This window comes from Streptomyces sp. NPDC088157 (assembly GCF_044741545.1).
In the GTDB taxonomy this organism is placed as follows: Bacteria; Actinomycetota; Actinomycetes; order Streptomycetales; family Streptomycetaceae; genus Streptomyces.
The window spans coordinates 92,267-114,685 of sequence record NZ_JBIUSU010000003.1; the positions used below are offsets into that span (position 1 = coordinate 92,267).

Below are 22,419 nucleotides of genomic sequence, written 5' to 3' on the forward strand. Positions count from 1 at the left end.
CATGTGTGGCATCGCAGGCACTTACCGATGGCCGGACGGGAAGGTCGTGACCGACCGGCTCACCGAGACCCTCGCCCACCGCGGTCCGGACGGGGCGGGCCGGTACGGCCACCCCCTCGGCGACGGCGAAGTGCAGCTCGGGCACCGCCGGCTGGCCATCGTCGACCTGTCCGAGACCGGCGCCCAGCCGATGGTCTCGGACGGCCTCGTCCTGACGTACAACGGCGAGCTGTACAACGCGCCGGAGCTGCGTGCCGAGCTGGCAGCCGCCGGGGTGCGCTTCCGCGGTACCTCCGACACCGAGGTGCTGCTGGAGGCCTGGCGGCGCTGGGGCACGGACTGCCTGCCCCGGCTGCGCGGCATGTTCGCGTTCGGGATCTTCGACGAGCGAACCGGTGACCTGGTGCTCGCCCGCGACCAGCTCGGCATCAAGCCCCTGTTCCTGCTCCGGCGCGGCGAGGGTCTGGTGTTCGCCTCCGAGCTCAAGGCGCTCGCCGCCGTGACCGGCGGGTCGCTGCGGGTGGACCATGCGGCGCTGGTGGCCTCGCTGCTGTACTACTGGGTGCCGGACTCACGGTGCGCGTTCCGCGAGGCGGAGAAGCTGCCGCCGGGGAGCTGGCTCCGGTGCCGGCCCGACGGCCGGGTGGAGCGCGGCCGGTACTGGCATCTGAAGGACGTGGCCGCCGAGGGGCAGGAGCGGGCGCGCAGCGGCGAACAGCCGGATCTGGCTGCCGTCGTCGAGGAGTCGACCCGGCGCCACCTGCTCTCCGACGTACCCGTGGCGACCTTCCTCTCCGGCGGCCTCGACTCCAGCTACCTGACCGCGCTGGCCGCCCGCGACCGACCCGGGATCTCCGCTTACACGATCGGGTTCCGCGCCGAGGACGCCAGGTTCGAGGCGATGCCGGACGACCTGCGCTATGCCCGGCAGGTGGCCGAGCGGTTCGGCGTCGACCTGCACGAGATCGAGATCGCTCCGAACGTGCTCGACCTGCTGCCGCAGATGACGTACCACCTGGACGAGCCGATCGGCGACCCCGCCGCGATCAACACGTTCCTGATATGCCAGGCCGCCCGGGAGGCCGGGGTCAAGGTGATGCTCTCGGGGATGGGAGCCGACGAGCTGTTCGCCGGCTACCGCAAGCACCTCGCCAACCTGATCGCGCTGCGTTACCAGCGCATCCCGCGGCCCCTGCGGCGCGGCCTGTCCAGGACCGTGGACCGGCTGCCGGTCGCCACGGCCCGCCGGGGGTACCGGTCGGTGCGATTCGCGAAGCGGTTCCTCTCCTTCGCCGATCTGCCGGAGGAGACCGCGTTCCGGCGCAGCTACACCATGTACGACCGGGACGAGCTGCTCGCCCTGATCGATCCCGAGCTGGCCGGGACGGTCGACGACGTGCTGACCGAGCATGCGGACACCTACCAGGACAACGACCTCGACGACTTCGTCAACCGCATGTGCCTGGGTGACGCCCGGATGTTCCTGCCGGGCCTGAACCTCGCCTACACGGACCGGTCGAGCATGGCCGCGTCGACCGAGGTGCGGGTGCCGTACGTGGACGTGGAGGTGGTCAAGGCGGCGTTCGCCGTGCCCGGTGATCGCAAGATCGTCGGACGGCAGGGCAAGGCCGTCCTCAAGGAGGCGGCCGCCTCGATCCTGCCCCGGGAGATCGTGTACCGGCCCAAGGGCCTGTTCAGCGCCCCGCTGCGCGCCTGGATGAGCCGGGATCTGGCCCCGCTGGTGCGCGAGGTGGTACACGACGGCGTGCTCGTCAATTCCGGGCTCCTGCGCCGCGACGCGCTGGCGCGCATGGTCGCCGAGGACGCCGCCGGGCACCGGGACTTCTCCAAGCATCTGTGGCACGTGCTGACCCTCGAGTACTGGTATCGCGGCGCGACCTCCGGGTCCGGCCAGAACTCTCTTTGACGGCGTAGAGACAAGAGGACTTCGGGTGAAACAGGTTGTGCAGAACTACAAGAGTGGCGAGCTGGCGCTGCTTGACGTGCCGGTGCCGGGGTGCAAGCCGGGCGGTGTGCTGGTCCGCACCGCCTACTCGCTGATATCCACCGGGACCGAACTCATGAAGGTCTCCGAGGCCGGCATGTCGATGCTGGGCAAGGCCCGCTCCCGCCCGGACCAGGTGGCCAAGGTGTTGCAGAGCGTGGCCACCAACGGGGTGCCCGCCACCTACCGCAAGGTGATGGGCAAGCTGGACTCCTACACGCCACTGGGCTACTCGCTGTGCGGGGTGGTCGAGCAGGTCGGCACCGGGATCGACGATGTGAAGGTCGGCGACCTCGTGGCCTGCGCCGGCAACGAGCACGCGTTGCACGCCGAGCTGAACTGGGTGCCCAAGAACCTCTACGCCCGGGTGCCGGACGGCCTCGCGCCGCGGCACGCGGCCTTCGGCACCGTCGGGTCGATCGCGATGCAGGGCGTGCGCCAGGGCGAGCCGCAGCTCGGCGAGGTGGCGCTGGTCATCGGTCTCGGGCTGATCGGGCAGCTGGTGGTGCAGCTGCTGGCCGCCTCGGGAGTCCGCGTCGTCGGGGTCGACCCCGACCCGGTGCGCTGCGAGCTCGCCGAGCGCCTGGGTGCGGCGGCCTGCGGCGATCCCGCGTCCGTGGCGGTCGAAGCCGCCGTCGCCGAGCTCACCGGTGGTCACGGTGTGGACCAGGTGTACCTGGCCGCCGGCGGCGGCAGCAACCAGCCGGTCGAGCTGGCCGCCCGGATGAGCCGGGACCGCGGCCGGGTCGTCGACATCGGCAAGTGCCGCCTGGACCTTCCGTGGAACGCGTACTACGAGAAGGAGCTCGACGTCCGGTTCTCCCGCAGTTACGGCCCCGGGCGCTACGACCCGGAGTACGAGCTCGAGGGGCGGGACTACCCGATCGGCCACGTGCGCTGGACCGAGCGCCGCAACCTGGCGTGCTTCCTCGATCTCCTCGCCCGCGGCCGCGTCGACGTGGAGCCCCTGGTCTCCCACATCGCCGACTTCGACGACGCCGTCGAGACGTACCAACGCCTGAAGGACGGCGACCTGAAGGCCGTGGCCGTGCTGTTCCGGTACCCCGAGCAGAAAGAGGAAGCGGGCGAGGCGGAGGCCCCGGCGGTGGCGGTGCCCGCGGTGCGGCACGGCGGCGCGGTGTCCACCCCGGCCCGGTCCGCCAAGGCGCCGGTGCGGCTGGCGTTCGTCGGCGCGGGAAACTACGCGACGTCGATGCTGCTGCCGCACCTGGCACAGCGCGACGGCGTCGAGCTGTCCACGGTCGTCACCACGACGGCACTGTCCGCGGCCAACGCGCAGCGGAAGTTCGGCTTCGCCGAGGCGACCACCGATCTCGACGCCGTGCTCGGCGACAAGTCCATCGACGCGGTGTTCGTCGTCACCCGGCACAGCTCGCACGCCGAACTGACCCGAAGGGCACTGCTGGCCGGCAAGGCGGTGTTCGTCGAGAAGCCCCTGGCCCTCACCGAGGACGAGCTGGCCGGCGTGCTCGCGGCGGTCGAGGAATCCGGCAACGACCGGCTCCAGGTGGGCTTCAACCGTCGGTTCGCGCCGCTGTTGCAGGAGGCCAGGAAGCGGTTCGGCGCCCGGACCGGTCCGGCGAGCCTGCGCTACCTGGTCAACGCGGGCCGGCTGCAGCACGGCAGCTGGTACCTCCAACAGGGCACCGAGGGCTCGCGCTTCGCCGGCGAGGGCGGACACTTCATCGACACGGCGAGCTGGCTGCTCGAGGCCGACCCGGTATCGGTGTACGCGGTCGCCACGTCCGGCAACGAGGACCTGCAGGTCGTGCTGCACTACCCGGACGGGTCCACCGCCACCATCAGCTACGTCACCACCGGCGCGCCCAGCTTCCCCAAGGAGACGCTGGACCTCGTCGCGGACGGCAAGGTGCTGCGGCTCGACGACTTCGTCCGTGCCGCTGTCTACGGTGGCAGCCGCAAGCGGTGGGTCAGTTCGCGGCTGCCCAAGGCTCGGGACAAGGGCCAGAACGCCGAGCTGGCCGCGTTCATCAAGGCCGTGCGGACCGGCGGGCCGATGCCGGTGCCGCTGGAGTCGCTGGTCGCCACCACGGCGGCCACACTCGCCGTGCAGGCCGGCCTGGTCGGCGGCCTGCCGGTGACGTTGGCGGGGCCGCGATGACGGTGAACTCGGGGAGCCCGGGCTGGTACCTGCGGCGGCTGTCCCGGATGGGACCGCGGGAGGTCGGCGGCCGGGCGGGCGACGCGGTGCGCAGGCGACGGTGGCGGTCGTCGCGGCCGGAGAGTCCGAGCGTGACCGGCGCCCCGTTCACCGCGGTACTGCCCGCGGGGACGAGCGCCGATGTGCCACCGGACGCCGCGAAACGTCTCATCGCCGAGGCGGACCGGCTGATGGCCGGGCACGCCGAGTACTTCGGGGTGGACCGCGACGATCTGGCCGACCCGGACTGGTGGTACGACCCGAAGACCGGGCGCCGGGCTCCGTGGGGCTACGCCTTCGACGTGCCGTACCGGAACGAGGACGCGGTCGGGGACATCAAGCAGATCTGGGAGCCGTCCCGGCATCAGTACCTCACCGTGCTCGCCGCCGCCTACGCGGTCACCGGCAACGAGCGGTACGCCGAGCGAGTGGCCGAGCACCTGCGGTCGTGGTGGGCGGGCAACGCGCCGCTGCGCGGGGTGCACTGGACCAGCGGCATCGAGCTGGGGATCCGGCTGCTGTCCTGGGTGTGGATCCGCCGGCTGCTCGACGGCTGGCCGGGCGCGGCGGCTCTGTTCGAGGACAACCCGGTGGCGCTGAACCAGATCTGGCACCACCAGCACTGGCTGGCCGCCTTCCCCAGCCGGGGGTCTTCGGCGAACAACCACGTCATCGCCGAGGCCGCCGGGCAGTTCGCCGCGGCCTGCGCGTTCGGGTGGTTCCCCTCCTCGGCGCGCTGGCGAGCCGACGCGCTGCGGTCGCTGGAGCGGCATCTGCGCGGCAACACCTTCGACTCCGGCCTCAACCGCGAGCTGGCCACCGAGTACCACGGACTGGTGCTGGAGCTCGGCCTGGCCGCGCTGGCCGAGGCGGATGCCGCCGACGTGCCGGTCCCCGCGTCGATCCGGCTGGTGCTGCTGCGGATGACCGACGCGCTCGCCGCCATCGTGGACAGCCGGCTACGGCCGCCACGCCAGGGGGACGCGGACGACGGGCACGGTCTGGTCGTGGACGGGGCGGGCACCGACCGCTGGGCCTCGCTGCTGGCCACCGGGGACGCCGTGTTCGGCCGGCTCGCCTGGTGGCCGACGGTGACCGGCACCGATGTGCGCACCCCGCTGCTGGCCGCGCTCATCCGGCCCACCGCACCGGCCGTGTCCCGCCCGGCGAGCCGACCGGCCCATTTCGCCGACGCGGGCATGACCATCCTGCGCGGTCCGGCGGAGATCTGGTGCCGCTGCGACGGTGGTCCGCACGGATTCCTGTCCATCGCCGCGCATGCTCACGCGGACGCCCTGTCCGTGGAGGTCCGGCACGACGGGGTCGACGTCCTCGCCGACCCCGGGACGTACTGCTACCACGGGCAGCCCGAGTGGCGGCAGTACTTCCGGTCGACCCTCGGCCACAACACCCTGCAACTGGACGGCGAAGACCAGTCGGTGTCCGGCGGCCCGTTCCTGTGGACCCGGCACGCCCGCAGCCGCGTCCTGACCGTGGACACATCCGGCACCTCCGACGGGGGGACGGCCCGCTGGTGCGCCGAACACGACGGCTACCAGCGCTCCGTGCACCGCCGCCGGGTGGAGCTGACGGCCGCGAGCCAGGAGCTGAGGGTGGTCGACGAGGTGCGCGGCCCGCGCCGGGCGGTGCGCCTGGCGTTCCACCTCGGCCCGACGGTCACCGCCGAGCTGGCGGGGAACCGGGCGGCGCTCACCTGGTCCCGGGACGGCGAGGACCGCTCCGCGGCGCTCGACCTGCCCGAGCGGCTGTCGTGGCAGGCGCATCGCGGCGAGAGCGACCCGCCGCTGGGCTGGTACTCCGCCGGCTTCGGGCGCAAGGAACCCGCGACCACCCTGGTCGGGACCGGCTTCACCGATGACACGGAGGGCTTCACCACCGTGCTCAGGTTCCACGGTTAGGGAGGGGAGGACGCATGGGGATCAAGTGGCGGCACCGGGCGTTGCCGGCGGCACCGCTGGCACTGGCCCTGCTGGCGGCGACCGGCTGTGACAGCAGCACGCGGGACGCGGCGCCGACGCCCACCGCTGCGCCCTCCACGTCCGTGGCCCGCGTGTGTGCCAAGCCCGCCGCCGGGCCGGTGAAGGCGCCGGCGGGCGCGGTGACCGTCGACCCTGCGGTGCCCGGCGACTTGGCCGCGAAGACCGAGAGCAGCCCTGCGCACACCACCTTCTGGCTTCGGCCGGGCAAGCACACGCTCCTGTCGGACCGCTACGACCAGGTGATCCCCAAGGAAGGGGACGTCTACGTCGGCGCGCCCGGGGCGGTGCTCGACGGCCGGAAGAGCAACCACTACGCGTTCGGCGGCACCGCCCGCGACGTCACCATCCGCTACCTGACCGTGCAGGGGTTCGCGGCGCCGCAGGACGAGGGCGTGGTCAACCACGACTCGGCCGACGGGTGGGTGATCGAGCACGCGACGATCCAGAACAACTCCGGCGCCGGGCTGATGGCCGGCGCCCGCCAGCAGGTCCGCGCCAGCTGCCTGCGCGACAACGGCCAGTACGGCATGAACGCGTACCAGGCCGCCGACGGTATCAGCGGCCTGGTGGTCGAAGGCAACGAGATCGTGGGCAACAACAAGGACGACTGGGAGCGGCGGCGGCCGGACTGCGGCTGCAGTGGAGGCGTCAAGTTCTGGGCCGTCGACGGCGCGGACATACGCGGCAACTGGGTGCACGACAACCGCGGAACCGGGTTGTGGGCGGACACCAACAACAACGACTTCCTCATCGAGGCCAACCTGATCGAGGACAACGACGGCGCCGCGCTGATCTACGAGATCAGCTACAACGCGGTCATCCGGAAGAACACGATCCGGCGGAACAACCGGGTCGAGGGCCGCGACTACGCAGCCGCCGGCGACAGCTTCCCGTTCGGGACCGTCTACCTCTCCGAGTCCGGGGGCGAACCGCGGATCCGAGCCCGCACGGACAAGATCGAGATCTATCGGAACGTGCTGGAGAACAACTGGTCAGGGATCACCCTGTGGGAGAACGCCGACCGGTTCTGCAACAGCCCGGCCAACACCTCGTCCGGTGACTGCACATTGCTGGTGAAGAACACCGACCGCTGCACGCAGCCCGCGATCGCCAAGGCGCCGCTGTATTCCGACTGCCGGTGGAAGACCCAGCGGGTGGACATCCACGACAACCGCTTCGTGCTGGACAAGTCCGTCGTCGACTGCACCGTGAAGTGCGACCGGATGGCGGTGCTGTCCAACTACGGCACCTATCCGGACTGGTCGCCGTACCAGGGCGAGCGGGTGGCCGAGGCGATCACCGGCGAGCAGCACAACCGCTGGCACGACAACGTCTACGTCGGACCGTGGACCTTCGTCGTCCACGACGCGAGCCGGACAGTCGGCTTCAAGCAGTGGCAGGGCACTCCGTACCGGCAGGACGCGGGCAGCACCTTCCGTGCCGGGGACGGTGGTTGAGATGGGCGCGGCTGAGATGGGCGCGGACCACACGTCGAAGATCGTCGGGACGGTCTGGGGGCTGCTCGTCCTCAACACCCTCGGCTCCGCCGGGGCGAGGACCATCGTCCCGCTGCCCCGCTCCCTCATCCAGATGGCCACCATGGGCGCGCTGGTCGCCGCGTTCGCACTGGCGCTCGTGGTCAACCCCCGGGTGCGTATCCGGGCCAGCGCCTACGTGTTCCTGCTCACCCTGCTGCTGGTGCCGAGCCTGATCTCCAGCGTGGACCAGGGGGCCGGGCTCGGCGCGCTGTTCCGCTGCGCCCGGCTGGCTCTCTTCGTCGGCACGCTGTGGCTGCTCAGCCGCTGGTGGGACGGCGGCCTGACGTTCGTCCGGCACCACATCCGGATGTACTTCGCGGTGCTCGGGTCGGTGGCCGCCGGCCTGGTCGTCTCACCGGGCGCCGCCCTGCCCGACCTCTACGGCGGGCGGCTGGTGGGCGCCTTGTGGCCGCTCACCCCGCCGCAGATCGGACAGTACGCCGCGGTGATCATCGGGCTCACCGTGCTGCTCGTCCTGGGCCGCCGGACCGACCGGACCAGCGCGGCGTTGGTCATCGTGCCCTGCCTCGCCCTGCTCGCGCTGACCCACACCCGGACGGCCACGCTCGGCCTGATCATCGCGCTGGTGCTGGCGATCACCTCCCTCGTCCTGACCAGCGCCGCCGCCCGCCGGCTCTTCACCTGGGCGGTGCTGTGCGCCGCGGTGGCGGCGGTGGGGTTCAGCTCCGCGCTCCAGGCGTGGTTCCTGCGCGGGCAGAGCCAGGAGAACTTCGCCAGCCTCACCGGCCGGGCCAAGGTCTGGCACGCCCTGCTGGCAGCGCCCCGGACGATGTCGGAGTACCTGTTCGGCGCGGGCCTGGGCGACAAGTCGTTCGGCGGACTGCCGATCGACAACAGCTGGCTGGCCGTCTACAACGAACAGGGCATGATCGGCGTCGCGTTGGTGGCGGCGGTCATCATCGTGCTGGGCGGCGTCGCGTTGCTGCGGCCGCCGTCGCTGTCGAGGGCCTGCGCGATCTTCCTGATCAGCTACTGCGCGATCGCGTCGTACACCGAGGCCGGGCTGGGCGACGCCTCGCCGTATCTGCTGCATCTGGCCGTGGCCGCCTCGCTGCTGGCGACACCTGTCGAGGCCGCTCCCCTGCCGGTGCCCGAAGCCCCTCGCCGACGCGTCCCGCGATGGGCCCAGAGAACGGAGGTGACCTGAGCATGCACGTACTCGTGGTGCACAACCGCTACGCCTCGGCGCAGCCGAGCGGGGAGAACAAGGTGGTCGACCAGGAGGTGGCGCTGCTGCGCGGAGCCGGGCACCGGGTCGAGGTGTTCGAGCGGCGCAGCGACGACATCGCCGCCCGGTCCCCGCTGGGCAAGGCCGCGGTAGCGCTGCTGGTGCCGTGGAATCCGGCGGTCCGCGCGGAGCTCGCCGCCCGGCTTCGGGCCGACCGGCCGGACGTGGTGCACGTCCACAACGTCTTCCCGCTCCTGTCGCCGGCCGTGCTGGCCGCCTGCGCCGACGTCGGCGTGCCCGCCGTCGCCACGCTGCACAACTACACCCAGGTCTGCCCGCCCGGCACGTTGCAGCGGGACGGCCGGCCGTGCACCGAGTGCGTCGGGTCCGCGCCGCTGCCCGCGGTCCGGCACGGCTGCTACCGGAACTCCCGGCTGGCGACGGTGCCGCTCGCGGTCAGCCTGTCGGTCAACCGGCGGCGATGGTGGTCCGGCGTGGAGCGGTTCTTCTGCATCTCCGCGGCGCAGCGCGACGTGCTGGTGCGCTCGGGGATGCCGCCCGAGCGGCTGGCGGTGAAGCACAACTTCGTGCCCGACCCGGGCGCCTGCCGATCGGGCGCCGGCGAGCATCTGCTCTATCTCGGCCGGCTCGCGGAGGCCAAGGGCGTGCGGCTGCTCATGGACGCGTGGGACGAGATCGCCGCTGACGGCGGTGTGGGCGTGCCGCTCGTGATCGCCGGCGCGGGGCCACTGGAACGAGAGGTGGCCGCCTGGGCGGCGGGCCGGGACGACGTGCGGTACGTCGGCCTGTACGACTCGGCGGAATGCGGGCAGGCCATCGCGCGGTCGGTCGCCGTGGTGGCTCCCTCCACCTGGCTCGAGGCGTTCGGCCTGGTGGTCGTGGAGGCGATGGCGGCGGGAGTCCCGGTCGTCGCCGCCGGTCACGGCGCCTTCGTCGAACTCGTCGAGGAGGGGAAGACCGGGCTGCTGCACCGGCCGGGCGAGCGCGCCTCGCTCGCGTCCTGCCTGCGCCGGATCACGGCCGAGCCGGGCCGCAACCGGGAGATGGGCCAGGCGGCCCGGCGCCGTTACGAGCGGGACTTCAGCCCGGCCGTCGGGCTGGAGCGCCTGATGGACGAGTACCGCACCGCGATCGCGGGTCGGTCCGGTGGCGGGGACAGCCCGCCGCCGGTAGGGGACAAAAGCACTGGCTCGCGGCGGGGGCACTCGCGCGAGCGGGATGGGGGCAGTCAATGACACGATGCCGACTCTGCGGCTCGGCGGCGCTGGTGAGCGTCGTCGATCTCGGGGCGACTCCGCCGTGTGAGAGCTTTCTCGCCGCGGACCAACTGGACCAGCCGGAGCCGGCGTACCCGCTGCACCTGCGGGTCTGCACCGACTGCTGGCTCGCCCAGATCCCTCCGCTGATCACGCCGGAGGAGACGTTCAAGGAGTACGCGTACTTCTCCTCCTACTCGACCTCGTGGGTGGAGCACGCGCGCACGTTCGTCGCCGACGCGGTGCGGCGGCTGGATCTCGGCACCGACGCCTTCGTGGTCGAGGTCGCGAGCAACGACGGGTACCTGCTGCGGCATGTGGTGGACCGCGGGATCCGCTGCCTGGGCATCGAGCCCTCGGTGAACGTCGGCGCCGCGGCGCGGGACGCGGGTGTGCCCACACGCACGGACTTCCTGGACCCGGCCACCGGCGCCGACGTCCGCGCCGAGCACGGCCCGGCGGACCTGGTCGTGGCCAACAACGTGTACGCGCACATCCCCGACGTGGTCGGGTTCACCCAGGGGCTGCGCGCCCTGGTCGCCGACGACGGCTGGGTCTCCATCGAGGTGCAGCACCTGCTGACCCTGATCGAGGAGAACCAGTACGACACGATCTACCACGAGCACTTCCAGTACTACACGGTCGCGTCCGCCGCCCGGGCGCTGGCGAGCGGCGGACTCACGCTCGTGGACGTCGAGTTGCTGCCCACGCACGGCGGCTCCATCCGGCTGTGGGCCCGGCCGGCCGAGGTGGCCGGCGAGCCGACCGGGCGGGTGGCCGACGTGCTGGCCCGGGAGAAGGCCGCCGGGCTGCAGGAGCTGTCCGGGTACACCGAGTTCTCCGCTCGGGTGGCCAAGGTGCGCCGGGATCTGCTGCGGTTCCTCATCGAGGCGGCCGAGCGCGGCGAGACGGTCGTCGGCTACGGCGCCCCGGGCAAGGGCAACACCCTGCTCAACCACTGTGGCATCCGGCCCGACCTGCTCCCCTACACGGTCGACCGCAACCCCTACAAGCACGGCAGGTTCACCCCGGGCACCCGCATCCCGATCCTGTCGCCCGAGCAGATTGCCGCCGACGAGCCGGACTACGTCCTCGTCCTGCCGTGGAACCTGCGGGCCGAACTGGTCGAGCAGCTGTCCTTCGTGCACGCCTGGGGCGGCCGACTGGTCTTTCCCATACCGGAACTGAGCATTGTCGAGGTCAAGGCATGAAGGTCGTACTGTTCTGCGGCGGCTACGGGCTGCGGATGCGCAACGGAGCCTCCGACGACGTGCCCAAGCCGATGGCGATGGTCGGCCCACGGCCGCTGATCTGGCACGTCATGCGCTACTACGCGTACTTCGGGCACACGGAGTTCATCCTGTGCCTCGGGTACGGGGCACACCACATCAAGAACTTCTTCCTCAACTACGAGGAGACGACGTCCAACGACTTCGTGCTGCGCAAGGGGCAGACCGAGCTGCTGTCCACCGACATCGCCTCCTGGACGATCACGTTCGCGCAGACCGGCATCGAGTCACCGATCGGGGAGCGGCTGCGCCGGGTGCGGCACCACCTGGACGGCGACGAGATGTTCCTCGCCAACTACGCCGACGTGCTCACCGATGCCCCGCTGCCGGAGATGATCGACCGGTTCGCCCGGCGCGACGCCGGTGCGTCGATGATGGTGGTGCCGCCGCAGTCCTCGTTCCACTGCGTGGACCTGGGCGAGGACGGCCTGGTGGGGGGCATCACCGCGGTGAGCGAACTGCCCCTGTGGGAGAACGGCGGGTACTTCGTGCTCCGCCAGGAGGTCTTCGACCACATCCCGGAGGGCGGGGACCTGGTCGCCGACGGGTGCTCCCAACTGGCCAAGCGGGGACGGCTGGTGGCGCACCAGCACCGCGGCTTCTGGAAGCCGACCGACACCGTGAAGGAGCGGGCCGCGCTCGACGACGCCTACGCCCGGGGCGACCGCCCGTGGGCCGTGTGGGAACGGGACGGCGCGGGGGCGAGCGCGACCGGCGGCAGGAACGGCTCCGGAGCGAGGGCGTGATCCGGCTCGGGGCCGGGCGCCCGGACCGGATCGTCGCGGTGGGCGCGCACTGCGACGACATCGCCATCGGCGCCGGCGGCACGCTGCTGACGCTGTGCCTCGCGCGGCCGGGTGTCCGCGTCGACGCGCTGGTGCTCTCCGGCGGTGGCAGCGAGCGGGAGCAGGAGGAGCAGGCCGCGCTCGCCGCCTTCTGCCCGGGCGCCGACCTGCGGCTGACCGTGCACAAGCTGCCGGACGGCAGGCTGCCCGCGCACTGGGAGGAGGCCAAGGCGGCGGTCGAGGAACTGCGCGCGCAGACCGAGCCGGATCTCGTGCTGGCCCCGCGCACCGAGGACGCGCACCAGGATCACCGCGGCCTGGCGAAGCTGATACCCACCGCGTTCCGTGACCACCTCGTGCTCGGCTACGAGATCGTCAAGTGGGACGGCGATCTCGGCCGCCCGACGGCTTACCAGCCGCTGTCGCCGGAGATCGCCGAACAGAAGGTGCGGCTGCTGCAGGAGCACTACCCCTCGCAGCGGCACCGGCCCTGGTACGACCGGGAGGCCTTCCTCGGGCTGGCCCGGATCCGCGGCATCGAATGCCACGCGCGCTACGCCGAGGCGTTCGCCGTCACCAAACTCACTCTCGACCTGGGGGAATGAACCTTGCGCGTACTACTGACCGGACATCAGGGCTACCTGGGCACCGTGATGGCTCCGGTACTCGCGGCCGCCGGGCACGAGGTCGTCGGTCTTGACGCCGGCCTGTTCGCCGACTGTGTGCTGGGCCCGCAGCCCGCGGACCCGCCGGGGCCGCGGGTGGACCTGCGCGACGTCACGGCCGAACACGTGGCCGGGGTGGACGCCGTGATCCACCTGGCCGCCCTGTCCAACGACCCGCTGGGATCGCTGGCGCCGGAGCTGACCTACGACATCAACCACCACGCGTCCGTACGCCTGGCCCGGCTGGCCCGCGACGCCGGCGTGCGGCGCTTCCTGTACGCGTCGACCTGCTCGGTGTACGGCGCCGCCGGCGGTGACGACCTGGTGGGCGAGGACGCCCCGCTGCGCCCGGTGACGCCGTACGCGGAGTCGAAGGTCCGGGTGGAGGACGACCTGCACGCGCTGTCCGACGGCGACTTCAGTCCGGTGTTCATGCGCAACGCCACCGCCTTCGGCTTCTCACCCCGGCTGCGCGCCGACATCGTGCTGAACAACCTGGTGGGCCACGCGCTCCTGTCCGGCGAGGTCCTTGTGCTCTCCGACGGCACCCCCTGGCGGCCGCTGGTGCATGCCGCCGACATCGCACGGGCCTTCGCGGCCGCGCTGACCGCGCCGCGGGAAGCGGTGCACGACCGGGCCTTCAACATCGGCAGCGAGATCAACAACGTCACGGTCGCCGAGATCGCCGATCAGGTCGCCGAGGCGGTGTCCGGCGCGAAGGTGGTGATCACCGGGGAGAACGGTGCCGATCCGCGGTCGTACCGGGTGGACTTCTCCCGGATCCGGGCCGCGATACCCGGCTTCGACTGCGAGTGGACGGTGAAGCAGGGTGCGCTCGAACTCGCCGACGCCTACCGGGAACACGGGCTGACCCGGGAGGACTTCGAGCGACGCTTCACCCGGCTGGCCGTGCTGCGCGCGGCGTCCGACGCCGGCGCCGTCGACGACACCCTGCGGTGGCGCCGATGACCACACCCGGCGAGGAGATGCACGCGCTGGTGGAGCGGTTGTACCCGCTGTGCCGGAGCATCACCGGCGACGGGGTGCGCGCCACCCTGGAGATCGTCGGCGAGTACATCCCGCTGCAGAGGCACGAGGTGCCGACCGGGACTCAGGTACTCGACTGGACGGTGCCGCAGGAGTGGAACATCCGGGACGCGTATGTCGCCGACACCGCCGGCCACCGGGTCGTCGACTTCGCCGCGTCCAGCCTGCACGTGCTCGGCTACAGCGTGCCGGTGTCGGCGACCATGCCGCTGGAAGAGCTTCGCGCGCACCTGCACACCCTGCCGGAGCACCCGGCCTGGGTGCCGTACCGCACCAGCTACTACAAGCCGGAATGGGGGTTCTGCCTCGCCCAGGACACCTTGGACGCGCTGCCGGACGGCGACTACGAGGTGCGCATCGACTCCACGCTGGCGGACGGCCACCTCACCTACGCCGAGCACGTGGTCCCCGGGCAGGTCCCCGACGAGGTGATCGTCTCGTGCCATGTCTGCCACCCGTCGCTGGCCAACGACAACCTGGCCGGCATCGCGGTGGCGACGTTCCTGGCCCGGGCGCTGGCCGAGCGGACGCCGTACTACACCTACCGGTTCATATTCGCGCCCGGCACCATCGGGGCGATCACCTGGCTGGCCCGCAACGCGGAGCGGGTGGAACGGGTCAAGCACGGCCTTGTGCTGGCCTGCGCCGGCGACCAGGGTCGGCTGACGTACAAGCAGAGCAGGCGCGGCGACGCGGAGATCGACCGGGTGATGCGGCACGTGCTGGCAGCCTCCGAACGCCCGCACCACATCACCGAGTTCACTCCGTACGGCTACGACGAGCGGCAGTTCTGCTCACCCGGATTCGACCTCGGCGTGGGCTCGCTCAGCCGGACGCCGTACGCCGGCTACCCCGAGTACCACACCTCGGCGGACAACCTGGACTTCGTCTCCCCGGAGGCGATGGCCGACACGCTCGCCGTCTGCCGCGAGGCATTCGCCGTCCTCGACCGCAACCGGCAGTACGTCAACCTCAGCCCCTACGGCGAGCCACAGCTGGGCCGGCGTGGGCTGTACGACGCGCTCGGCGGCCGCAGCGACACCAAGCAGGCCCAGATGGCCATGCTCTGGGTGCTCAACCTCTCCGACGGCGAGCACAGTCTGCTGGACGTCGCCGAACGATCCGGGCTGCCGTTCGACGCCGTCGCCGTCGCGGCCGACGCCCTGCACGGCGCCGGGCTGATCAAGGCATGACGCCGATGACCACCGAGGGGGCGAAGACGACGACGCCGGCCGGATCCGCCCGGCGGGCCATCGTCGGCCGGCTGTCCTGGGGGCTGGCCGACCAGGCGGCCTCCAGCATGACCAACTTCGCGGTGGGGATCTACGTGGCCCGCTCGCTGGGCGTGACCGCGTTCGGTGTGTTCGGCCTCGCCTGGGTGACCTACGGCGTGGTGCTGAGCGTCTCCCGCGGGCTGGCCACCGACCCGCTCGTGGTGCGTTTCAGCGGCGTCTCGGACGCGTCCTGGCGCGGGGCGGTGGCCCGGTCGTCGGGTACCGCGCTCAACGTCGGCGTCGCCATCGGCGCGGCGTGTCTCGTGGTCGGCCTTGCCCTCGGCGGCGGCGTGGGGCCCGCGTTCGCCTGCCTCGGCGTCATGTTGCCGGGGCTGCTGCTGCAGGACGCCTGGCGGTACTCGTTCTTCGCCGCCGGCAACGGGCGGAAGGCGTTCGTCAACGACCTCGTGTGGGGCGTCGCGCTCGTCCCGGCCATGGTCGTGGCGGCCCGCGTGGGCAGCGTGGCCGCTTTCGTCCTCGCGTGGGGCGTGTCCGCCGCGGTGGCCGCGGTGTACGGCTGCCTCCAGTCCGGCATCCGGCCCCGGATGACCGGGGCGCGCGAGTGGCTGCGCGAGCAGCGCGATCTCAGCTACCGGTACCTGGTCGAGAACGTCGGCGTCAGCGGCGCGAGCCAGCTGCGGGCGTACGGGCTCGGCGCGATCGTCGGGGTCGGCGCGGTGGGTGCGGTCCGGGGCGCGGAGCTGCTGCTCGGCCCTTTCCTCGCCGTGCTGATGGGTCTTTCGCTGGTGACCGTCGCGGAGGCGGCACGGGTGCTGCGGCGGGCCCCGCACCGGCTGGCCAAGTTCTGCCTCCTGCTCGGTGCCGGGCAGGCCGTCGCCGCGCTGTTCTGGGGCGCGGCGCTGCTGCTGGTGCCGGACGGGGCCGGCGAGTTCGTGCTCGGCGACGTCTGGAGCTCAGCCTCGGAGCTCATCGTGCCGGCCACGCTCGGCGTCGCGGGCGCCGGCCTCGGCACCGGCGCGGCGGCCGGGCTGCGCGCACTGGGCGCGGCCCGGCGCAGCCTGCGCAGCCAGCTGTTCGCCTCGTCCTGTTACGTCGGCGGCGGACTCGGCGGGGCGGCCGTGGCCGGCACGGTCGGCTCGGCCTGGGGCGTCGCCGCCGCCACCGTCTGCAGCTCGGCCGTGTGGTGGCTGCAGCTGCGGTCCGCCCTGCGCGAGCGCCACCGAGGGGGTGCCTGATGGATCTCCGCGGCGTCGCGACGCCCGGCACCCCCCACCCCATCCCCGAAGTGAGGACCTCATGACCGCGCAACCCAGGCTGAGCATCGGCCTGCCCGTGTACAACGGCGAGGAGTACCTGGCCGAGTCGCTCGACGCCCTGCTCGGCCAGACCTACGAGGACTTCGAGCTGGTCGTCTCCGACAACGCCTCGACCGACGGGACCCAGGACCTCTGCCGCCGCTACGCCGCGAAGGACTCGCGCATCCGGTACCTCCGGCTGCCCCGGAACATCGGCGCCGCGCCGAACCACAACCACGTGTTCACCGAGTGCCGCGGCGAGCTGTTCAAGTGGGCCTCACATGACGACCTGTACGCCCGGGACCTGCTGAAACGCTGCGTTGAGGCGCTGGACGAGCGGCCGGACGTGATCCTCGCGCACAGCGGCCAGGCGGTCATCGACGGCGACGGCCAGGTGAAGGTCCCGTACGAGTACGGTCTCGCCACCGACTCACCGCACGCGCCCGAGCGCTTCCGCAGCCTGCTGTTCGAGCCCGGTGGCGACGACTTCTACGGGGTGATGCGCGCCGACATGCTGCGCCGGGTGAAGCCGCACGACAGCTACCACCACGCGGACCGCACGTTCGTCGCCGAGATCACCCTGCACGGGCCCTTCCACCAGGTCCCGGAACTGCTGTACTTCCGCCGCGACCACCCCACCCGCGCAGAGCGGGCCAACCCCTCCAAGCGCTCCCGGTGCGTCAACCTGGACCCGCGCCGGGCGGGCCCGCTGCACCCGACGCCCCGGCTGCTCGCCGAGTACGTCTGGGGCTTCGCCTCGGCGATCCGGCGGGCGCCGTTGTCCCCGGCCGACCGGCGCGCGTGCTTCCGCCACCTGGCCGCGTGGATGACCAGCCGGGTCCGGCCGGGCGCCGGCGAGCGGGTCGAGGACCGCGCCCCGGTCGACCCGGGCGGGCTCACCGTCTCCGTCGACGCCCTCGTCGCCGGACGTGAGGGGAGGCAGGCATGACGTCCGCGGACGAAACCCCGGTGCGCGTCGGGGTGTTCGGCCTGCTCGGCTCCGGCAACCTCGGCAACGACGGGTCGCTCGAGGCCGTGCTGGGGTACCTCCGCGCCGCGCATCCGGAGGCGATCGTGGATGCGCTGTGCGGCGGACCCGAGGTCGTCGCGGCCCGGTACGGGATCCCCGCGACGCGGCTGCACTGGTACCGCGGGGAGTACCGGACCGCGTCGCGTGCGGGCGCGATCGCGTCGAAGGGCCTGGGCAAACTCGTCGACGTCTTTCGCACCGCTGCCTGGGTGCGCCGGCACGACGTGGTGATCGTGCCGGGCATGGGCGTCCTGGAGGCCACGCTGCCGCTGCGGCCGTGGGGCTTCCCCTACTCGCTGTTCCTGCTCTGCGCGACCGGCCGGCTGTTCGGCACCCGGGTCGCGCTGGTCGGCGTGGGCGCCGCCGCGATCGGCGACCGGCCGACCCGGACCCTGGTGCGCTGGTCGGCGCGGCTGGCCGCCTACCGGTCGTACCGGGACGCCCTGTCCCGCGACGCGATGCGGGCGATGGGCGTGGACACCGCGCGCGACGAGGTATATCCGGACCTCGCCTTCGCCCTGCCGACGCCGCAGGCGAGCGCGCCCTCGACCCCGCCGGGCCCGGTCTGCGTCGGCGTCATGGACTTCCACGGCGGCAACGACGACCGCGCCCGGGCCGAGGAGATCCACCGACGCTACCTCGACGGGACGATCCGGTTCGTCCGCGCGCTGGTCGAGGACGGCAGGCCGGTCCGGCTGCTCACCGGCGACGAGTGCGACGCGCCGGTGGTCGCCGCGATCCTCGACGCGGTGGACTCGCCCCTGGTCACCGCTGCCGAGGCCGCCTCGCTGGCCGAGCTGATGAAGGAAATGGCGGCCGCCGACACCGTGGTGGCGACCCGGTACCACAACCTGATCTGCGCGCTGAAGGTCGGCACGCCGACGCTCGCACTCAGCTATGCGGCGAAGAGCGACGCGCTCATGGCCCAGATGGGCCTTGCCGCGTACTGCCATCCGGCTCGCGAGGTCGACACCGACCGGCTGCTCGAGCAGTTCCGGGAGCTGGAGAAGCGGTCGGCGGAACTGCGGCGGACCCTCACGGAGCGGAACCTGGCCGCCGCCCAGCGCCTCCAGCACCAGTTCACCGCCTTGACCACGGCCCTGTTCCCGGCAACCGACCACGCCCACGCCCTGCGAGAGGCTCCATGAAAGCGACCCGAGTCCCGGCGATCGCCGGCGCGTACCTGTTCGAGCCGACGCCCTACGCCGACGAGCGCGGCTTCTTCTGCCGCACCTTCGACGCCGACGTGGTCCGGTCGGTGGGCCTCGACCCGGACGCCTTCGTCCAGGACAGCCTGTCCCGCTCGGTCCGGGGCGTACTGCGCGGCCTGCACCTGCGCTCCGGCGCCGGCGAGGCCAAGCTGGTGCGGTGCTCGTACGGGAGGATCTTCGACGTCGTCGTGGACCTGCGGACGGACTCGCCGACCTACCGCAACCGGGCCTTCTTCGAGCTGTCGGACGAGACGCAGGCGACCCTGTACATCCCGGCGGGGTGCGCGCACGGTTTCCAGGCGCTGACCGAAACGGCCGACACCTCGTACCGGATCGACCGCCCGCACGATCCGGCCGAGGACGTGACGATCGCCTTCGACGACCCGGAGCTCGCCATTCCCTGGCCGCTGCCGGCCACATCGATGTCCAAGCGGGACCGGGAGGCGCCGAGCCTCGCCGAGGTCCTGCAGCAAAGAGATGAGTGAGGTCGGCGTGGACACCGAAGAGACCCGAGAGACCGAAGAGTTCCTCCTGCCCCGGTCGCGGGCGGCGAACGAGCGGCTGCACGCCATGATCCCCGGCGGCGCGCACACCTACGCCAAGGGCGACGACCAGTACCCCGAGAACCTGGCCCCGGTCATCAGCCACGGCCACGGTGCCCATGTGTGGGACATCGACGGCAACCGCTATGTCGAGTACGGCTCCGGCCTGCGGTCGGTCAGCCTCGGCCACGCCCACCCACGCGTGATCGAGGCGGTCCGGCGGGAAATCGACCGCGGCAGCAACTTCGTCCGGCCGTCCATCGTCGAAGTCGAGGCCGCGGAGCGTTTCCTGGCCACGGTGCCGACGGCCGAGATGGTGAAGTTCGCGAAGAACGGCTCCGACGTCACCACCGCCGCGGTGCGCCTCGCCCGGGCCGTCACCGGGCGCCCGCGGGTGGCCATCTGCGGCGACCACCCGTTCTTCTCCACCGACGACTGGTTCATCGGCACCACGCCGATGTCCGCCGGCATTCCGGCGGCGACCACCGAACTCACCGTGTCGTTCCCCTACGGGGACCTGGCCGCCACGGAGGAGCTGCTCACCCGGCACCGGGACGAGGTCGCCTGCCTGATCCTCGAACCCGCCGGCCACAGCGAGCCGCCGCCCGGGTACCTCGTCGGCCTGCGCGAGCTGGCCGACCGGCACGGCTGCGTACTGATCTTCGATGAGATGATCACCGGCTTCCGCTGGTCCGAGGCGGGCGCCCAGGGCCTGTACGGCGTCGTCCCCGACCTCTCCACGTTCGGCAAGGCGCTGGGTAACGGGTTCGCCGTCTCCGCGCTGGCCGGGCGCCGCGAACTGATGGAGCGGGGCGGACTGCGCCACGCCGGCGACCGGGTGTTCCTGCTGTCCACCACCCACGGTGCGGAGACGCACTCGCTGGCAGCCGCGATGGCCGTGCAGACCACCTATGTGGAGGAAGGCGTCACCGCGCGGCTGCACGCCCTCGGCGAGCGGTTGGCCGCCGGTGTCCGTGACGCCGCGGCCGGCATGGGCGTCGGCGACCACCTCGTCGTCCGGGGCCGGGCAAGCAACCTGGTCTACGCCACCCTCGACGAGAACGGGCAGCCATCCCAGCAGTACCGCACGCTGTTCCTGCGCCGGCTCCTCGCGGGCGGGGTGCTGGCCCCGTCGTTCGTGGTGAGCAGCGCGCTCGACGACGCCGACATCGATCACACCGTCGACGTGGTGGCCCAGGCATGTGCGGTGTACCGCAAGGCACTGGACGCCGGTGACCCCACCCCCTGGCTGGCCGGACGGCCGGTGAAGCCCGTGTTCCGCCGCTTGGCGTGACCTGACGTCAGCCTCGCTCCGGTCGACCGGCGTCGGCCGTCCGGTCGGCCAGCCGGTCGGCCGTCCGGTCGACCAGCCACGCGGTCGCCGGTATCACCGCCAGCGCGGTGCACCAGCCGCCGAGGACGTCGGTCGGGTAGTGCGCGCCCAGGGCGACCTGGGCCCAGCCCATGGCGGCGCCGGCGACCAGCGCCGCGGCGAGCACGAGTGACGTGCCGGCCGTCCTGCCGAGGCCGAGCCGGCCGGTCGCGAGCAGCGCCACCACGAGGGCGAGCGCGGTGAGGAAGGCGGTGTGCCCGCTCGGGTAGGACAGGTTCCCGTCGTGGATGGTGCGCCCCACCAGGGACTTGAGCAGCGTCGCCGTCACCACGGCCATGCCGACGCCGGCGACGACGAGCACCGCCGCGCGAGGTCGCCGAAGCAGCAGGCAGCCTGTCACGGTGGCCGCGACCAGCGTCGCCGCTCCCACGGGCTCCCCCAGGAAGTCCGTGGCCTGAGCGACGTGCCGCCACGGCGGCCCCACGCCGTACACGGCCGCCCCGATCCGCGTGTCCACCATGCCGGGCTCGCTGTCGTCGGCGTACAGGATCCCGAGCACGACGACCACCAGCGCGGCGAGGGACGCAATCAGCCCGAGCCACCCGCGCAGCGACGCGGGCAGGACCGCGGGCCCCGACCGGCCGGTCACAGGCCCACCTTCTTGTCTGCGCAGACCGTCCGGCAGATGCGAAGCACCTTCCCTTCCCGTCAGGGCCGGCGCCATGTCAGCCGCCGCTACCGCGATGCCGCGCCCCGAGAACTGCCCGCCGGCGCCCGCCGACCTGGCCGGAATCGTCACATCGCACGGGCTGTGCGCGGCTGGACCGAGCAAGACTGCAAACACGTCAAGCGCGAACCGGGCCGGGCCGACTTGCCACCCTAACCAACAATGCGGTCGCGGCAACCGCCTTCGGAAAGTCCGCGTCCCAGCGCTCCACGAATTCTGCTTCCGGATCGCCTGTCCGTGCCGAAGCCACGGAGCGTCCGCGAAACCGCGATCGTGACGCGTCGTGGAGGACACCACGGTCGGCTGCTTGGCTTTCGGCGTCCCCGGTGTGGGCGCGGGAGCGGTCGCGGCTTTCCCCGGGTGGGCTGGGTGAAGTTGGTGCCGTCCAGGTCACTGGAGAAGCGATCGGCGTCCGCGTACCGGTCGGTCCCCGGCGCGGGAGACTGGTCCTTTCTGAACTGCGCATGCTGCCCCGGGCGGGCCAACCGGCAGCCCGATCCCTTATGCGTCCCATCCGGGAAAGACGCTGGATCGTTGGGCGCATCCCGCCTTACGGTGGCGTCATGAGCAATCACGCGGAAGCGTCTGTCGCACCCGTCGAGGCCTATGAACCCCCTTACTACGTGGCCGTCTTCACTGCGGTGCGAACCCAGGACCAGAGCGGCTACAGCGAGACCAACGCACGCATGGAAGTCCTGGTGAAGGACGTTCCTGGGTTCCTGGGGATGGACCACGCGCAGAGTCCTGGCGGGCTGTCCATCACCGTCGGGTACTTCCGCGACGCCGACGCCCTCACGGAGTGGCGGTGCAACGCCGAGCACCGCGCGGCGCAGAAGCGCGGGCAGGAAGAGTGGTACCAGAGCTACACGCTGCATGTGGCGAAAGTCGAGCGCAGCCACGGGTTCACGCGAGCGCAGGCCGCGCAGAGCCCGACAGCAGGGTGACCAACAGAAGTCACCTCGGCGACCGTCCCGTCACAAGCTCGCGTGGAACGGGTCGGCGCGTACCGGGCGAGCCCGATCCAGTGTTCTGACCGCACAGGTTCGCCGGCTCTTCGTTGTGCTCGTCG

The 22,419-nt window shown here is 72.0% G+C and carries 18 protein-coding genes; 17 read left to right on the plus strand and 1 reads right to left on the minus strand.

Annotated elements, in window-relative coordinates:
• The first annotated feature begins 1 nt into the window (after position 1).
• The 16 genes from asnB (at position 2) to ACIPFH_RS11800 (ending at position 20,584) form a co-directional block, all read left to right on the plus strand.
• The gene (gene asnB, locus ACIPFH_RS11725) at positions 2–1,927 is read left to right on the plus strand and encodes an asparagine synthase (glutamine-hydrolyzing) (RefSeq protein WP_401825300.1); all 1,926 of its coding nucleotides are present in this window, start codon (positions 2–4) and stop codon (positions 1,925–1,927) included.
• Positions 1,928–1,952: 25 nt separating this feature from the next.
• Positions 1,953–4,148, plus strand: a complete 2,196-nt coding sequence (locus ACIPFH_RS11730) for a bi-domain-containing oxidoreductase (RefSeq protein ID WP_401825301.1) — start codon at positions 1,953–1,955, stop codon at positions 4,146–4,148.
• Positions 4,145–6,106 carry an alginate lyase family protein gene (locus ACIPFH_RS11735; protein ID WP_401825303.1) on the plus strand — a complete coding sequence of 654 codons (1,962 nt, stop codon included), beginning with the start codon at positions 4,145–4,147 and terminating at the stop codon, positions 6,104–6,106. Before ACIPFH_RS11730 ends, ACIPFH_RS11735 begins: the two co-directional genes overlap by 4 nt.
• A gap of 14 nt (positions 6,107–6,120) precedes the next feature.
• On the plus strand, positions 6,121–7,644 hold the full coding sequence (locus tag ACIPFH_RS11740; protein ID WP_401825305.1) for a right-handed parallel beta-helix repeat-containing protein: 1,524 nt from the start codon (positions 6,121–6,123) through the stop codon (positions 7,642–7,644).
• A gap of 16 nt (positions 7,645–7,660) precedes the next feature.
• Positions 7,661–8,893, plus strand: coding sequence for an O-antigen ligase domain-containing protein (locus ACIPFH_RS11745; RefSeq protein ID WP_401826811.1), 1,233 nt, complete (start codon positions 7,661–7,663; stop codon positions 8,891–8,893).
• A 2-nt stretch (positions 8,894–8,895) separates the two neighbouring features.
• On the plus strand, positions 8,896–10,170 hold the full coding sequence (locus ACIPFH_RS11750) for a glycosyltransferase (RefSeq protein ID WP_401825306.1): 1,275 nt from the start codon (positions 8,896–8,898) through the stop codon (positions 10,168–10,170).
• Positions 10,167–11,402, plus strand: a complete 1,236-nt coding sequence (locus ACIPFH_RS11755) for a class I SAM-dependent methyltransferase (RefSeq protein ID WP_401825308.1) — start codon at positions 10,167–10,169, stop codon at positions 11,400–11,402. Before ACIPFH_RS11750 ends, ACIPFH_RS11755 begins: the two co-directional genes overlap by 4 nt.
• On the plus strand, positions 11,399–12,226 hold the full coding sequence (locus tag ACIPFH_RS11760) for a glucose-1-phosphate cytidylyltransferase (protein ID WP_401825310.1): 828 nt from the start codon (positions 11,399–11,401) through the stop codon (positions 12,224–12,226). Before ACIPFH_RS11755 ends, ACIPFH_RS11760 begins: the two co-directional genes overlap by 4 nt.
• The gene (locus ACIPFH_RS11765; RefSeq protein ID WP_401825312.1) at positions 12,223–12,870 is read left to right on the plus strand and encodes a PIG-L deacetylase family protein; all 648 of its coding nucleotides are present in this window, start codon (positions 12,223–12,225) and stop codon (positions 12,868–12,870) included. The genes ACIPFH_RS11760 and ACIPFH_RS11765 overlap by 4 nt, the downstream gene beginning before the upstream one ends.
• Before the next feature lie 3 nt (positions 12,871–12,873).
• Positions 12,874–13,899, plus strand: coding sequence for an SDR family oxidoreductase (locus tag ACIPFH_RS11770; RefSeq protein ID WP_359129500.1), 1,026 nt, complete (start codon positions 12,874–12,876; stop codon positions 13,897–13,899).
• Positions 13,896–15,170 (plus strand): DUF4910 domain-containing protein, encoded by a 1,275-nt coding sequence (locus ACIPFH_RS11775; RefSeq protein ID WP_401825314.1) that lies wholly within the window; start codon positions 13,896–13,898, stop codon positions 15,168–15,170. Before ACIPFH_RS11770 ends, ACIPFH_RS11775 begins: the two co-directional genes overlap by 4 nt.
• 5 nt (positions 15,171–15,175) lie before the next feature.
• Entirely contained in the window at positions 15,176–16,447 is a 1,272-nt protein-coding gene (locus ACIPFH_RS11780; protein ID WP_401826814.1) for a hypothetical protein, read from the plus strand.
• A 61-nt stretch (positions 16,448–16,508) separates the two neighbouring features.
• Positions 16,509–17,456 carry a glycosyltransferase family 2 protein gene (locus ACIPFH_RS11785; RefSeq protein WP_401825316.1) on the plus strand — a complete coding sequence of 316 codons (948 nt, stop codon included), beginning with the start codon at positions 16,509–16,511 and terminating at the stop codon, positions 17,454–17,456.
• Positions 17,453–18,685, plus strand: a complete 1,233-nt coding sequence (locus tag ACIPFH_RS11790; RefSeq protein ID WP_401825318.1) for a polysaccharide pyruvyl transferase family protein — start codon at positions 17,453–17,455, stop codon at positions 18,683–18,685. The genes ACIPFH_RS11785 and ACIPFH_RS11790 overlap by 4 nt, the downstream gene beginning before the upstream one ends.
• A complete protein-coding gene (rfbC, locus tag ACIPFH_RS11795) occupies positions 18,682–19,233 on the plus strand; it encodes a dTDP-4-dehydrorhamnose 3,5-epimerase (RefSeq protein WP_401825319.1) in 552 nt (183 codons plus the stop codon). The genes ACIPFH_RS11790 and rfbC overlap by 4 nt, the downstream gene beginning before the upstream one ends.
• Positions 19,226–20,584: a glutamate-1-semialdehyde 2,1-aminomutase gene (locus ACIPFH_RS11800; protein WP_401825321.1), complete on the plus strand. Its 1,359-nt coding sequence runs from the start codon at positions 19,226–19,228 to the stop codon at positions 20,582–20,584. Before rfbC ends, ACIPFH_RS11800 begins: the two co-directional genes overlap by 8 nt.
• Positions 20,585–20,591: 7 nt before the next feature.
• On the opposite strand, the gene ACIPFH_RS11805 is transcribed toward ACIPFH_RS11800, so the two are convergent.
• Entirely contained in the window at positions 20,592–21,272 is a 681-nt protein-coding gene (locus tag ACIPFH_RS11805; protein WP_401825323.1) for a phosphatase PAP2 family protein, read from the minus strand.
• Between the two features lie 641 nt (positions 21,273–21,913).
• Here ACIPFH_RS11805 and ACIPFH_RS11810 point away from each other — a divergent pair.
• On the plus strand, positions 21,914–22,294 hold the full coding sequence (locus tag ACIPFH_RS11810) for an antibiotic biosynthesis monooxygenase family protein (protein ID WP_401825324.1): 381 nt from the start codon (positions 21,914–21,916) through the stop codon (positions 22,292–22,294).
• The last annotated feature ends 125 nt before the right edge of the window (positions 22,295–22,419 follow it).

What these genes read in the sequence shown, in the direction of transcription:
- asnB (WP_401825300.1), top strand. Translation starts at nt 2, where the DNA reads ATGTGTGGCATCGCAGGCACTTACCGATGGCCGGACGGGAAGGTCGTG.
- ACIPFH_RS11735 (WP_401825303.1), top strand. Translation starts at nt 4,145, where the DNA reads ATGACGGTGAACTCGGGGAGCCCGGGCTGGTACCTGCGGCGGCTGTCC.
- ACIPFH_RS11740 (WP_401825305.1), top strand. Translation starts at nt 6,121, where the DNA reads ATGGGGATCAAGTGGCGGCACCGGGCGTTGCCGGCGGCACCGCTGGCA.
- ACIPFH_RS11745 (WP_401826811.1), top strand. Translation starts at nt 7,661, where the DNA reads ATGGGCGCGGACCACACGTCGAAGATCGTCGGGACGGTCTGGGGGCTG.
- ACIPFH_RS11750 (WP_401825306.1), top strand. Translation starts at nt 8,896, where the DNA reads ATGCACGTACTCGTGGTGCACAACCGCTACGCCTCGGCGCAGCCGAGC.
- ACIPFH_RS11755 (WP_401825308.1), top strand. Translation starts at nt 10,167, where the DNA reads ATGACACGATGCCGACTCTGCGGCTCGGCGGCGCTGGTGAGCGTCGTC.
- ACIPFH_RS11760 (WP_401825310.1), top strand. Translation starts at nt 11,399, where the DNA reads ATGAAGGTCGTACTGTTCTGCGGCGGCTACGGGCTGCGGATGCGCAAC.
- ACIPFH_RS11775 (WP_401825314.1), top strand. Translation starts at nt 13,896, where the DNA reads ATGACCACACCCGGCGAGGAGATGCACGCGCTGGTGGAGCGGTTGTAC.
- ACIPFH_RS11780 (WP_401826814.1), top strand. Translation starts at nt 15,176, where the DNA reads ATGACCACCGAGGGGGCGAAGACGACGACGCCGGCCGGATCCGCCCGG.
- ACIPFH_RS11785 (WP_401825316.1), top strand. Translation starts at nt 16,509, where the DNA reads ATGACCGCGCAACCCAGGCTGAGCATCGGCCTGCCCGTGTACAACGGC.
- ACIPFH_RS11790 (WP_401825318.1), top strand. Translation starts at nt 17,453, where the DNA reads ATGACGTCCGCGGACGAAACCCCGGTGCGCGTCGGGGTGTTCGGCCTG.
- rfbC (WP_401825319.1), top strand. Translation starts at nt 18,682, where the DNA reads ATGAAAGCGACCCGAGTCCCGGCGATCGCCGGCGCGTACCTGTTCGAG.
- ACIPFH_RS11800 (WP_401825321.1), top strand. Translation starts at nt 19,226, where the DNA reads ATGAGTGAGGTCGGCGTGGACACCGAAGAGACCCGAGAGACCGAAGAG.
- ACIPFH_RS11810 (WP_401825324.1), top strand. Translation starts at nt 21,914, where the DNA reads ATGAGCAATCACGCGGAAGCGTCTGTCGCACCCGTCGAGGCCTATGAA.